This window comes from Candidimonas nitroreducens (genome assembly GCF_002209565.1).
GTDB lineage: Bacteria > Pseudomonadota > Gammaproteobacteria > Burkholderiales > Burkholderiaceae_B > Candidimonas > Candidimonas nitroreducens.
The window spans coordinates 248070-260728 of the sequence record NZ_NJIH01000003.1; the positions used below are offsets into that span (position 1 = coordinate 248070).

The following is a 12659-nucleotide window of genomic DNA, read 5'->3' on the forward strand; positions in this document are numbered from 1 at the left end:
TCTGGCCCGGGCGTCCCGTATCGATGGTGCCGCGCAATGGCTGCGCAGCGTTCCGTGCGGCCGTACAGGCTTGCGGCATGCGCGGCTGTGGCCTGCCGATGGGGGCGGGCCCGCCCGAATATCGAGACGGAACCTGATCGATTCTACTCGCCAGATGTAACAGAATCCACCTATACCTGCGACCCCAGTAGACCTTTAGGGCTTGGGTCGCGGCCCTCGAGCCGCCCGGGCGGGTATGCGCCGGATCGGGCTTCGGCAGAGGCCTGCGACACGTCGCGGGCAGGTGGGCGCCTGTGGATAACCACCCCCCGACAAGGTAGAATCGAGGTTTACCGAAGTGGCAGACAATGAAAGATTTCTGGCAGACCTGCATTCAGCGTCTCGAGCAGGACCTTCCCCCCCAACAGATCAGTGCATGGATACGTCCATTGGTTCCGCTTGCGTTTGACGAGGCGCAGGCGGTGCTGCGGGTGGCTGCCCCGAATCGTTTCAAGCTCGATTGGGTGCGCAAGAATTTTTCACACCAGATCGAGTCGCTGGCCTCGGAATGGTATGCGCGGCCGGTGCAAGTAACATTTGAACTGGCGGCTTCCCCAGCCGCGGCGCGCCCCGCTGCTGCGGCCCCCGCGGGCCTGACGGGGGCGAGCGCGGCGGTGGCTGCCGCAGGGCTTGCGGCGGCTCCGGCCACCGCTGCTGCGCCCGCCCCGTCGCCCGCGCCCGCCGCCGCGGCGGCCGAGGCCCTGCACGACCGTTCGCGCCTGAATGCCGACCTTACTTTTGACAATTTCGTCACGGGCAAGGCCAACCAGCTGGCCCGCGCCGCGGCCCTGCAGGTGGCCGAGAACCCCGGAGTGTCCTATAACCCGCTGTTCCTGTACGGCGGCGTGGGCCTGGGCAAGACGCACCTCATCCATGCCATCGGCAACGCGCTGCTGGCGGCCGGCAACGGTGCACGCGTGCGCTACGTGCATGCCGACCAGTACGTCTCGGACGTGGTCAAGGCCTACCAGCGCAAGGCCTTCGACGAGTTCAAGCGCTATTACCATTCGCTCGACCTGCTGCTGATCGACGACATCCAGTTCTTCGCCGGCAAGAACCGTACCCAGGAAGAATTCTTCTACGCCTTCGAGGCCATGGTGGCCCAGCGCAAGCAGATCATCATCACCTCGGATACCTACCCCAAAGAACTGTCCAACATAGACAGCCGCCTGATCTCGCGTTTCGATTCGGGGCTTACGGTAGCCATCGAGCCGCCCGAGCTGGAAATGCGCGTGGCCATCCTGCTGCGCAAGGCCGAGTCGGAAGGCTTCGCCATGCCCGAGGAAGTGGCGTTCTTCATCGCCAAGCACCTGCGCAGCAATGTGCGCGAGCTGGAAGGGGCGCTGCGCAAGGTGTCGGCCTATGCGCGCTTCCATGGGCGCGAAGTGCTTACGGTGGACGTCTGCAAAGATGCCCTGAAAGACCTGCTGTCGGTGTCCAATGGCCAGATCACGGTCGAGAACATCCAGAAGACCGTGGCCGACTTTTATAAAATCAAGGTGGCCGACATGTATTCCAAGCGCCGGCCCGCCAATATTGCCCTGCCGCGCCAGGTGGCCATGTACCTGGCCAAAGAACTGACCCAGAAAAGCCTGCCCGAGATCGGCGATCTGTTCGGCGGGCGCGATCACACCACCGTGCTGCACGCGGTGCGCAAAATATCGGACGCTCGATCGAAGCAGTCCGAACTCAATCACGCTCTACACGTACTAGAACAAACCTTAAAAGGATAACCATGCAACTCGTACAAACGACTCGCGATGCACTGCTGAAACCGTTGTCGACCGTGGCGGGGATTGTCGAACGGCGCAACACGCTGCCGATCCTGGCCAACATCCTGTTGCGTAAAGAGGGCAACAAGGTCGCGTTCATCGCGACCGACCTCGAAGTCCAGATCACCACGCATGCCGAATTCGGCGTAGGGGCCGAGAACGAGGCGACCACGGTGGCGGCGCGCAAGCTGCTCGACATTCTGCGCGCCCTGCCCGAGTCCGGCGAAGTCAGGCTGGGCCTGGCCGGCGCCAAGCTGTCGGTGCAATCGGGCAAGAGCCGTTTCGCGCTGCAAACATTGGGGGCGGCCGAATTCCCCACCTTGTCCCAGCCCGAAAAATGGGACGTCTCCTTTTCCCTGCCGCAAAAAACCCTGAAGCACTTGTTCAATATGGTGCACTTCGCCATGGCGCAACAAGACATCCGCTACTACCTGAACGGCCTGCTGTTCGTGTTCGAGCCCGGCCGCGTGCGCGCCGTGGCCACCGACGGCCACCGCCTGGCGCACAGCGGCACCGAGGCCGAGGGCATTGAAAACCGCCAGGAAGTCATCGTGCCGCGCAAGACCGTGCTCGAGATGCAGCGCCTGCTGGGCGATTCCGACGACCCCGTGGCCATTGACGTGGCGCCCGGCCAGATCCGCTTCCGCTTCGGTGAGGTCGAGCTGGTGTCCAAGCTGGTCGAGGGCAAGTTCCCCGATTTCACGCGCGTCATCCCCACCAACTACACGCGGCACTTCTCGGTGTCGCGCGAGGCCCTGCAGGGCAGCCTGCAGCGCGCCGCCATTCTTACCACCGACAAGCTCAAGGGCGTGCGCCTGCAGCTGGGCGAGAACCTGCTGCGCATCTCTTCTTCCAACGCCGAGCAGGAAGAGGCCCAGGAAGAGCTCGACATCGACTACGCCCACGAGGCGCTGGACGTGGGCTTCAACGTCAGCTACCTGCTGGACGTGCTGGGCAACGTCAAGACCGAGACCGTCAACTGGTCGGTGCAGCCCGATGTCAACGCCTCGGCGCTGATCACCCTGCCCGAAGACGACCAGTTCAAGTATGTCGTAATGCCCATGCGGATCTAAGCCAGCTCCGCACCCATGCCGTATCCGCCGGCACGGCCTCTCTCGGGGCTCGCGCCGGCTTGCAGCCGCAAGGCTTTTATAAGGTTCCAAACACGTTATGTCAGACCAGACCATGAATGCCGCCGTCGCCGGATACGGTGCCGACTCGATCAAGATGCTCAAGGGCCTCGAGGCCGTGCGCAAGCGCCCGGGCATGTACATCGGCGATACATCCGACGGCACGGGCCTGCATCACATGGTCTTCGAGGTGGTCGACAACTCTATCGACGAGGCCTTGGCCGGGTATTGCGACGATATCGTCGTCACCATCCATTCCGACAACAGCATTTCCGTGGCTGACAACGGCCGCGGCATTCCCGTCGCCATCCACAAGGACGACGAGTTCCACCGCAGCGCCGCGGAAATCGTCATGACCGAGCTGCACGCCGGCGGCAAGTTCGACCAGAACTCGTACAAGGTGTCGGGCGGCTTGCACGGCGTGGGCGTGTCCTGCGTCAATGCCTTGTCCGAATGGCTGCGCCTGACCGTCTGGCGCAACGGCCAGACCCACGAGATCGAATTCCGCCAGGGCGAGCGCGTGGCGCCGCTGGCCGTTACCGGCCCCGCCGAGCGCACCGGCACGCGGGTGCAGTACCTGGCCGACCCGGTCATCTTCAATCACATCGAATACCACTACGAAATACTCGCCAAGCGCCTGCGCGAGCTTTCGTTCCTGAACAATGGCGTGAAGATCCGCTTGATCGACGAGCGCCAGGGCAAGGAAGAAAACTTCGCCTTTTCCGGCGGGGTCAAGGGCTTCGTCGAATACATCAACCGCAGCAAGACCGTGCTGCACAGCAATGTGTTCGCCGTCAGCACCGAGTCTTCCGCCGGCGGCACGCTGGTGGGCGTGGACGTCGCCATGCAATGGAACGACAGCTACACCGAGAACGTGCTGTGCTTCACCAACAACATCCCGCAGCGCGACGGCGGCACCCATCTGACCGGTTTGCGCGCGGCCATGACGCGCATCATCAACAAGTACATCGCCGACAATGAACTGGCCAAGAAGGCCAAGGTCGACACTACCGGCGACGACATGCGCGAAGGCCTGGTCTGCGTGCTGTCGGTCAAGGTGCCCGAGCCCAAGTTCAGCAGCCAGACCAAGGACAAGCTGGTTTCCAGCGAGGTGCGGCCCGCCGTGGAAGACGCCGTGGCGCGCTCGCTCGAGACCTGGCTGCTGGAAAACCCCAACGATGCCCGCGCCCTGTGCGGCAAGATCGTTGAAGCCGCGCGCGCCCGCGATGCCGCGCGGCGCGCCCGCGAGATGACGCGGCGCAAGAGCGTGCTGGAAGGCGCCGGCCTGCCCGGCAAGCTGGCCGACTGCCAGGAAAAAGACCCGGCGCTGTGCGAGCTGTACATCGTCGAGGGCGACTCGGCCGGCGGCTCGGCCAAGCAGGGCCGCGACCGCAAGTTCCAGGCCATCCTGCCGCTGCGCGGCAAGGTGCTCAACGTTGAAAAAGCGCGCTTCGACAAGCTGCTGTCCAGCGAACAGATCACCACGCTCATCACGGCGCTGGGCACCAGCATCGGCCCCGATTTCAACGTCGACAAGCTGCGCTACCACCGCATCATCATCATGACCGATGCCGACGTCGACGGTGCGCACATCCGCACGCTGCTGCTGACGCTGCTGTATCGGCAGATGCCCGAACTGGTGCAGCGCGGCTATGTGTATATTGCGCAGCCGCCGCTGTACAAGGTCAAGGTCGGGCGCGAAGAGCGCTATCTTAAAGACGACCAGGAAGAAGCCCAGTTCATGCTGCAGCTGGCGCTTAAAGACGCGGCGCTGGTTCCGGGCGAAAACGCCGCGCCCATATCCGGCGATCCGCTGGCCGAACTGGCACGCCAGTACATTCTGGCCGACTCGGTCATCGCGCGCCTGTCGCGCATGCTCGACACCGAATCGCTGTCGGCCATGGCCGAGGGCGTCGCGCTCAATCTCGACACCGGCGAACTCGCCGAGCAGTCCGCGCGCCGCCTGCAGGACGCCCTATACGACGAGGCCGCGCCGCATACGGTCGAAGTCAAGGCCGAGTACGACGAACAGTCCGACGCGTACCGCGTGGTCGTCAGCCGCATGCACTACGGCAATGTGCGCGTCAGCGTCTTCGACCAGGCCTTCGTACGCGGCGCCGATTACGCGGTGCTGTCGCGTTCCGCCAAGACCTTCCACGGCTTCATGGGGCCGGGCGCCATGGTGATGCGCGGCGAAGGCGAAAAACGCAAGGAAAAGCCCGTGGCCGATTTCCGCGAAACCATGCAGTGGCTGCGCGGCGAGGCCGAGCGCAGCATCACCAAGCAGCGCTACAAGGGCCTGGGCGAAATGAACCCCGAGCAGCTCTGGGAAACCACTATGGATCCCAAGGTGCGCCGCTTGCTGCGCGTCCAGATCGAAGACGCCATCGCTGCCGACGAAGTCTTCACCACTCTGATGGGCGACAACGTCGAACCGCGCCGCGCCTTCATCGAGTCGCATGCACTGCTGGCGGGGAATATCGACGTTTGAGGTTGTGCAGTGCCGGCATTATTGACAAGGATATCCGCGTCCGGCGCCTGGCCGAACAGCACGGCGCATCCTTGTGCAGTGGCGACATCCGCCGCCACGCCAGTCAATTCGGCTTCCGGCAACAGAGCGCATCTCGCGCAATGCGGGTACTCACGATCTTGCCATGATGGTCTCACACCGCTCACGACTCCTTCTTGAACAGATCCTGGAAGATCAGAGGCCCCCAGATCCCGTCCCGCGCGTGCACAAGCGCGCCACCCTCGGCGAGCGCCCCAAGGTTCACGGGTGCGAAGCCAAGCCGCTCGGCGAGAGCGGCCACCGGCACTACTGCGCCACCATCGTCGCTCGCCAGGAACACAACTCTCCTACCACCATGTACAGCCGGGTCTTGGGCAAGGACGGCGGCGGCCAAATGGTTGAAGCCCTTCACCAGGCTGGCTCCGGTGAACGCCTTCGCGACGACGGCAGAGGACGGAAGACCGTCCAGTTCTTCAAGCGGGGCCAACGTGTTCATCGCGTCGATGAGGGTCTTCCCCTTCCAGTTGGGTAGCACCTTCGCGACCTCCGGGTGCGACTCGAAACGGACAGCCAAAAAGATGGTGTCGGCCGTGACAGCCTCCGCCAGGGTTTTGGGAATGATCGTGGGCCCGACTACGGCTGCATCGGATGCGAAGCTTGCCGGCTCGCGCGTGGTTGCAACGGATACCTCGATGCCATTGCGGGCAAATGCTTTGGCAAGAGCATGGCCGATCTTGCCAAAGCCGATAATTGCGTAACTCATATATTCTCCTTGGGTTTTTCGGTGCGGTCAGAGCTTGTAGCCGCCGCTCGCCTCGATCGTCTGGCCGGTCACCCAATGGCCTTCATCGGAAGCCAGGAACGCCACGACGGTGGCGATTTCCGAAGGCTCGCCAAAGCGTCCCAGCGCGATTTCGGCCTCGACCGCCTTCACAAGTTCGGGATTTTCTCGGAAGGCGGCATTCCCGTCCGTTCGCGTGTAGCCCGGCGCGACGGCGTTCGCGGTGATTCCGCGCGGCCCCAGCTCGGACGCGAGCGCATGCGTCAGGGTGTTGATGGCCGCCTTGGCCATCGAATAGACAGGCGCGGCTGTCACGGGCTTCGTGGCGGCAGCGGAAGAGATGTTGATGATGCGCCCACCATCGACGAAACGATCCAGGGCGGCCTGGACGATGAAGAAGGGCGCGCGAGCGTAGACCGCCATCAGAGTGTCCCAACTGTCCGGCGTCGCATCTTTGAAGCCGACCCAACCGGAATTGCCAGCGTTGTTGACCAGGATGTCGAGGGCTGCTTTGCTTCCCTTCCGCTTGGTGAACTCATCGTCGAGTCTTGCGAACAGGGTCGGGACGGCCGCCGGGTCAACGAGGTCTGCCTGGAGCGCGAACGCAGTGCCTCCCGCTTTCTCGATGGCTGCGACCGTTTCGTCTGCGCCAGATTTGCTGGCGTTGTAAGTCAACGCGACCGTCGCGCCATCCTTTGCAAGACGTTCGGCAATGGCGCGGCCAATGCCTCGCGATGCTCCGGTGACGAGAGCCGTTTTTCCTGTGAGGGAGTGTTCCATGTGATTTTCCTTTGGAGGAGTTTGCCTGGCCGGACCGCTGCAGTGACCAGCTGGATGTGGGGTGTCAGAGTTGCGCCAAGCCACCGTCGACGGCGACCTCGCTGGCGGTCATGAAGCTGCTGTCCTGCGATGCGAGAAAGGCAGCGACCGCCCCGAGCTCCGCCGGTTCGGCCATGCGCTGGAGCGGATTCATCGAGGCGAAGACCTTCATTCCCTCTTCACCTAGCGCTTCCTTCGCCAGTTCAGTCGCAGTCGGCCCAGGCGAGAGCACATTTACCCGGATAGCGGTGCCCTTCAGATCCTCTGCCCAGGTCCGCGCGAGATTGCGCACCGCTGCCTTGCTCGCGCTGTAGGCGCTGAATGCCGGGGCACCCGTGGTGCCGGCACTCGATCCGGTCAGGATGATCGACCCACTCCGGCCCATCAGCGGCAACGCCTTCTGGACTGTGAAAATCGTTCCCTTCACGTTCGTGTCGAAGGTTTCGTCAATGTGCTCGGTGGTGATCTGGCCAAGCGGAAGCGGGCTTCCCGTCCCGGCATTGGCGAAGACGATGTCGAGGGTTCCGCGCTCGGCCTTCACCGCCGCGTAGAGCCGATCAAGATCCGCAAGATCGGAGACCGAGCCCCTCACCGCGCGGCCGATACCGGTAGCGCCGCCGGTGATTACGGCGGTCTTTCCACTCAGTCTGTTCATGATGTGTCGCCGGGTCGGCGTCCTCTATTGAAACTGAAAAACAGTCTAGAGCCCTTGACTCATCAAGACAATTGACGAAAAATCGCTTAATAACATCTACTATTTAGATGGAAAATGCTCGATAACGTCACCATCAATCAACTGCGCGCATTTGTTGCGGTATGCGATCAGGGAAGTTTTTCGGGTGCGGCGCTAAAGCTCCGGCGCGCACAGTCCGCCATCAGCCATGCAATCAAGGCGCTGGAGGGCACATTCGATGTCGAGTTGTTCGAGCGAAACACACGGAAAGCGCAGCTCACCGCAGCGGGGCACAGCCTTTTGCCGGATGCGCGGGCGGTAATCTCACGCACGGAAGAGATGAAGAACCGTGCCAGCTCGATCGCCAGAACCGGGATACCGCAAATTTCGGTTGCGATCGATGCCTACTTCCCACGCGCCCACCTGATCGACTGCTTGCGGACGCTGCAAGCGGAATTCTCCACCGCAGTGACCAACTTGCGAATCACGACCATGCAAGGCGGCGAGAGCCTGGTACTCGAAGGGGTGTGTGCCCTGGCCGTCACGATAGAGAACGTGCCGGAGGTGAACCCCGATGCGATAGAACGCCACTGGCTGTCCGAGACGGAGATGGTGACGGTATGTGCACCTGCCCACCCCCTCGCTTCGGCACCGAAACCCATCCCGATGGATGAGTTTGGCAGACATGTCCAGATCGTCGTTACGGACAATCAGCATGGAGCGGAAAGGATCCAACAGGGCGTCGCCGGCAAACGCCAGTGGCTGGTCAACGATCTCGGCGCCAAGCGTGATCTTCTGAACGCCGGTCTCGGCTGGGGGCACTTGCCACGGCACCTCGTTCGCGATGATCTGGCAAGCGGACGGCTCGTTGAACTTGAACGCCGGGCCTGGCACATCGGCGCGCTCACGTTCATGATCTCGCAACGGCGGGGGTATGACCTATCCCCATGCGAGTCGCGGCTAGTCGAGCTTCTCGGCAAACCTGAGCCAGTCCGTCCTTTGCGTGGAGCTTCGATATGAAGCACCCCGCCGCCGGCCACAGTCGGCAGCCTACCTGATCGCCGCCCTCAGATACCGCTGCGGCGGCTCACCCGGCGTTCGCCGGAACATGGTGCTGAAGGCATTGGCCGTGGCATACCCCATGTCGCGTGCCACGCTGTTGACGGACTGACCCAGCGACAGCTGGCAAACTGCCTCGGTCAGACGCAGCTGTCCTTTACAGCGGCTCGGGTCAAGGCGCCTTCTTCCGATGTTGGCTTGGAGCAGATACCATATGGTAGATGAATCCGAACCGGAGCTGCCGTGAGCGCCCCTACCACCCCAATTAGCCCATACCAACCCGGGATTCCCCAAAACAGCCGGGCAGCTGCGTCCTCCAAACCCCTCCTGGAGTTGCTGGCCCAGTGGCGACAGGAAGAATCGCTCGCGCCCGAAGATCAGTTCCCCGAGATCATCGACCCATGGGCTGAGCCAGAGGGTGATCTGTAAGGCGGCCCGTATGCACTCTTTTCTTGCAAAACTCAGGAGGGCGCGTTTACGAATTCACGCTATGTCGCCCCGTGGTTTGGCACTTTTGAAAACAATGCACCCAGGCCTTCCGCCATAGTCGGATGGGCCAGGATAGCATCGCGCAATCGCGTGTAAGGCATGCCTGCCAACATCGCGGTTTGCACCGCGGCCATGACCTCGCCCGCCTCGGCGCCCAGCATCGCAAAGCCAAGGATTCGATCGTCATTCGCAGCGATCAATGCTTTCATGACGCCTTGCCTCTCATCGATCGTTCGTGTCCGCAGCACTGCGCTTGTCGGCATTTTTGCAACGCGCACCGGAATGCCCAGGCGTTGCGCTTCGGTTTCGCTCAGCCCGACACGGGCAAGTGGTGGATCCGTGAACATGCAATAAGGAACCAGGCGCTCGTGCGTAGTGCGATCGCCGCCGGCGAGTCGGTCACGAATCACCCGAAAGTCATCGAGTGATACATGGGTGAACTGGGGGCTGCCCGCACATTCGCCGATGGCCCAGATATCCGTCGCGCTGGTTTCGAGATACTCGTTGACCTTGATGTAACCGCGATCATCCAATTCGACACCAGCGGTGTCGAGCCCGATGTCCGCAGTATTGGGGCGGCGTCCCGCGGCAACCAGGATGTCACTGCCTTCAATGGTCTGCTCGCCTGACTTGGTACGTACGCGAAGGGTAACCTGCTGACCGGATTGACCGTCGGCATGCAGCGTCTCGGCGGACACGCAGATCTCGATTCCATCTTCAGAGAGAATTTGCCGGATCGCTTCCGAGATGTCGGCATCCTCCTTGCCGGCAAGCTGAGGCCCGTGTTCCACAATCGTGACCCGACTGCCGAAGCGGCGGTAAGCCTGTGCCAACTCCAGGCCAACATAGCCGCCGCCGAGCACGATCAGGTGAGACGGCACATAATCCAACTCCAGTGCTTCGATATGCGTGAGGGGATGCGTTGCCGCAAGGCCGGAAATACCCGGAATGGCTGGAGATGTGCCGACATTGAGGAAGATCTGGTTGGCGGCGAGCAGTCGCGTGCCGCCGTCGTTCAGTTGTACCTCGAGCGTTTTGGGCGCCACGAATCGTCCGCTGCCCATAATCAATTCGGCGCCGCTGGCTTCGTAGTTCTGTAGATGCATCTTGATCAAGCCATCGACCATGTCACGCTTGCGCTGGCGAACCCGCGCCATGTCGACGGCGACCGGGCCGACGGTCACGCCGAATGTGTCGGCACGCCGCGCCAGATCTGCTACCTTTGCGCTCCAGATCTCGTTCTTGGTGGGCAGGCAATTGGTATTGGGGCAGGATCCGCCTATCCATTGGCGCTCTACAACGGCGGTGCGTAGTCCGGATTTGGCCAAGTGCCAGGCCAGGTATTTGCCGCCTTCACCACTACCAAGGATAGGGCTTCTATGTGTTCCGGTTCGGTCATGGCGCTCTCCTTGTGTCGATGCGTGCCATTTCACATGCCCATGTCGATGCACTGATGCCCGAGCTTACGCCGATATGGGGTACCTCTTTACAATGCTACCCCTTGCCTGCCTGTAATGATCGATCACTCGGACGCCACCGGCAGCATTCGAACCGCCTGGGCTCCGATATTGGCCAATTCCTGTCGCGAAGTCCCATCGCGGGCTCGGATCGACAGGCCTTCCAGCAGCGTTTTGAGAGCTTCGGCAACGATACCGACGGACGTGTCCTGGCGCAGTTCGCCGCTGGCAATACCCTTGTCGAGCAAGGCCCGAAAACGTGCTACGCCTTGACCGCGTAGTGCCTTGAGCGTATTGCAGACATCATCTGCGCCATCCGAGATGTTCACCGCCGCCAGCACGATCATGCAGCCGCACGGTGTCGCCGGTGCGGTGAGAATATCTGCCGCATCATCGAAGAAACGCTCTACGCCATTGACCACACTGGATGAGGCACCCAGCCGTTCCCAGGCTGCATCCCAATAAACTGACTCGTAGTGGCTTGCGGCCTCAAGAAACAGCGCGGACTTGTTGCCGAAGGCGGCGTACAGACTCGGCGGATTGATGCCCATCGCCGCGCAGAGTTCGCTGATCGTCGCAGGCTCATAGCCTCGTTTCCAGAACACATCGAGTGCCGCATTGAGCGCGGCATCACGGTCGAAGGCGCAGGGCCGTCCCCTGTGGGTAGAAATAGTTGATTGCTTTGTAGCCATGATGCGGCAGTCTGCCCGAAATTGCGTTGACAAATTCTGTAGTGCTCATTATATAATCTATATATGTAGTAATCGATACAGAATTTATTGTCACTCTTGTGAAGGAACCGCAAATGGTTGATTACAGCAAGGCAACCGATCTCTTCTCACCCACCCGGCTTGGCGCCATTAAAGTAAGCAACCGTATCGCCATGGCGCCATTGACTCGCAGCCGGGTCGGTGATGACGGCGTGCCAGGCGATCTGCAGGCTACCTATTATGCCCAGCGTGCCGGCGCTGGCCTGATCGTCAGCGAAGCCACCAATATCTCGGCCGAAGGCCGCGGCTATGCGATGACCCCCGGCATCTGGACCGACGAGCAAGTGGCTGGCTGGCGCAAAGTCACCGATGCCGTTCATGCCGCAGGTGGCAAGATCGTCAACCAGCTTTGGCATGTAGGGCGCATTTCACACGTCGACCTGCAACCCAACGGCCAGCTTCCGGTCGCACCGTCGGCCATCGCCGCCGAGGGCAAGGCCTTTACCAACAATGGGTTTGTCGACTTTTCCACGCCTCGTGCGCTTGAAACCGACGAAATTCCGCGCATCGTCTCCGATTACGCGCACGCTGCCAAGATGGCGAAAGCTGCCGGTTTCGACGGTGTGGAGGTGCACTCCGCCAACAGCTATCTGCTCGATCAGTTCATCCGCGACTCCACCAACAGGCGCACCGACGCCTATGGCGGCTCGATTGAAAACCGTACGCGATTAACGCTGGAAGTCGTAGAAGCCGTAGTCGGCGTCTGGGGGCATGACCGCGTTGGTATTCGTCTATCGCCAACCACGCCGGATGCCGGCAACACGCCGCCCGACAGCAATGTAATGGCCACCTACGGGTATCTGATCGAAAAGCTCAATAACTTTGAACTGGCTTACATGCACTTCGTCGAGGGCGACACGGGCGGCAGCCGCAAGACGCCGCAAGGCGTCGATCTTGATGCCTTGCGTGCGCTGTTCACCGGCCCCTACATCGGCAACAATGGTTATGACTTCGAGCTGGCGAAGAGCCGGCGCGGCGCGGGGCTGGTGGATATGGTGGCGTTCGGACGGCCCTTCATTGGTAATCCCGATCTGATCACGCGCCTGCGCTACGGCCTGGCACTGACCGAAGCCCCGAAGGAAGCTTATTACGGCGGGGGCGCCGAAGGCTATATCGACTTCGCGGCCACCGTCCTGTAAACACCGGCCGCTGCTTTTATAA

The 12659-nt window shown here is 61.8% G+C and carries 11 protein-coding genes; 5 read left to right on the top strand and 6 right to left on the bottom strand.

Features of this window, described 5'->3' with window-relative positions; translation table 11 throughout:
* Positions 1-347 precede the first annotated feature (347 nt).
* The 3 genes from dnaA (at position 348) to gyrB (ending at position 5432) form a co-directional block, all read left to right on the top strand.
* Complete coding sequence (dnaA, locus tag CEY11_RS04865; RefSeq protein ID WP_088602235.1) at positions 348-1772, top strand: chromosomal replication initiator protein DnaA; 1425 nt, start codon at positions 348-350, stop codon at positions 1770-1772.
* A gap of 2 nt (positions 1773-1774) precedes the next feature.
* Entirely contained in the window at positions 1775-2884 is a 1110-nt protein-coding gene (dnaN, locus tag CEY11_RS04870; protein WP_088602236.1) for a DNA polymerase III subunit beta, read from the top strand.
* Between the two features lie 97 nt (positions 2885-2981).
* The gene (gene gyrB / locus CEY11_RS04875) at positions 2982-5432 is read left to right on the top strand and encodes a DNA topoisomerase (ATP-hydrolyzing) subunit B (RefSeq protein ID WP_088602237.1); all 2451 of its coding nucleotides are present in this window, start codon (positions 2982-2984) and stop codon (positions 5430-5432) included.
* Positions 5433-5613: 181 nt separating this feature from the next.
* Here the strand turns inward: gyrB and CEY11_RS04880 are convergent, their stop codons facing one another.
* From CEY11_RS04880 to CEY11_RS04890, 3 genes are all read right to left on the bottom strand, one after another.
* Positions 5614-6213 (bottom strand): NADPH-dependent F420 reductase, encoded by a 600-nt coding sequence (locus CEY11_RS04880; protein ID WP_088602238.1) that lies wholly within the window; start codon positions 6211-6213, stop codon positions 5614-5616.
* 27 nt (positions 6214-6240) lie between these two features.
* Positions 6241-7011, bottom strand: a complete 771-nt coding sequence (locus tag CEY11_RS04885) for an SDR family NAD(P)-dependent oxidoreductase (RefSeq protein ID WP_088602239.1) — start codon at positions 7009-7011, stop codon at positions 6241-6243.
* Positions 7012-7075: 64 nt separating this feature from the next.
* Entirely contained in the window at positions 7076-7705 is a 630-nt protein-coding gene (locus tag CEY11_RS04890; RefSeq protein ID WP_088602240.1) for an SDR family NAD(P)-dependent oxidoreductase, read from the bottom strand.
* Positions 7706-7819: 114 nt separating this feature from the next.
* Between CEY11_RS04890 and CEY11_RS04895 the strand changes: the two genes are divergently transcribed.
* A complete protein-coding gene (locus CEY11_RS04895) occupies positions 7820-8743 on the top strand; it encodes a LysR family transcriptional regulator (protein WP_088602241.1) in 924 nt (307 codons plus the stop codon).
* 30 nt (positions 8744-8773) lie between these two features.
* Here CEY11_RS04895 and CEY11_RS25645 read toward each other — a convergent pair whose 3' ends face one another.
* The 3 genes from CEY11_RS25645 to CEY11_RS04910 form a co-directional block, all read right to left on the bottom strand.
* Complete coding sequence (locus CEY11_RS25645) at positions 8774-9076, bottom strand: helix-turn-helix domain-containing protein (protein WP_332888355.1); 303 nt, start codon at positions 9074-9076, stop codon at positions 8774-8776.
* Positions 9077-9270: 194 nt separating this feature from the next.
* Complete coding sequence (locus CEY11_RS04905) at positions 9271-10599, bottom strand: FAD-dependent oxidoreductase (RefSeq protein ID WP_233154723.1); 1329 nt, start codon at positions 10597-10599, stop codon at positions 9271-9273.
* 194 nt (positions 10600-10793) lie between these two features.
* A complete protein-coding gene (locus tag CEY11_RS04910; protein WP_088602243.1) occupies positions 10794-11420 on the bottom strand; it encodes a TetR/AcrR family transcriptional regulator in 627 nt (208 codons plus the stop codon).
* Between the two features lie 113 nt (positions 11421-11533).
* Here CEY11_RS04910 and CEY11_RS04915 point away from each other — a divergent pair, with 113 nt between their 5' ends.
* Positions 11534-12637 (top strand): alkene reductase, encoded by a 1104-nt coding sequence (locus CEY11_RS04915; RefSeq protein ID WP_088602244.1) that lies wholly within the window; start codon positions 11534-11536, stop codon positions 12635-12637.
* Positions 12638-12659: the final 22 nt, after the last annotated feature.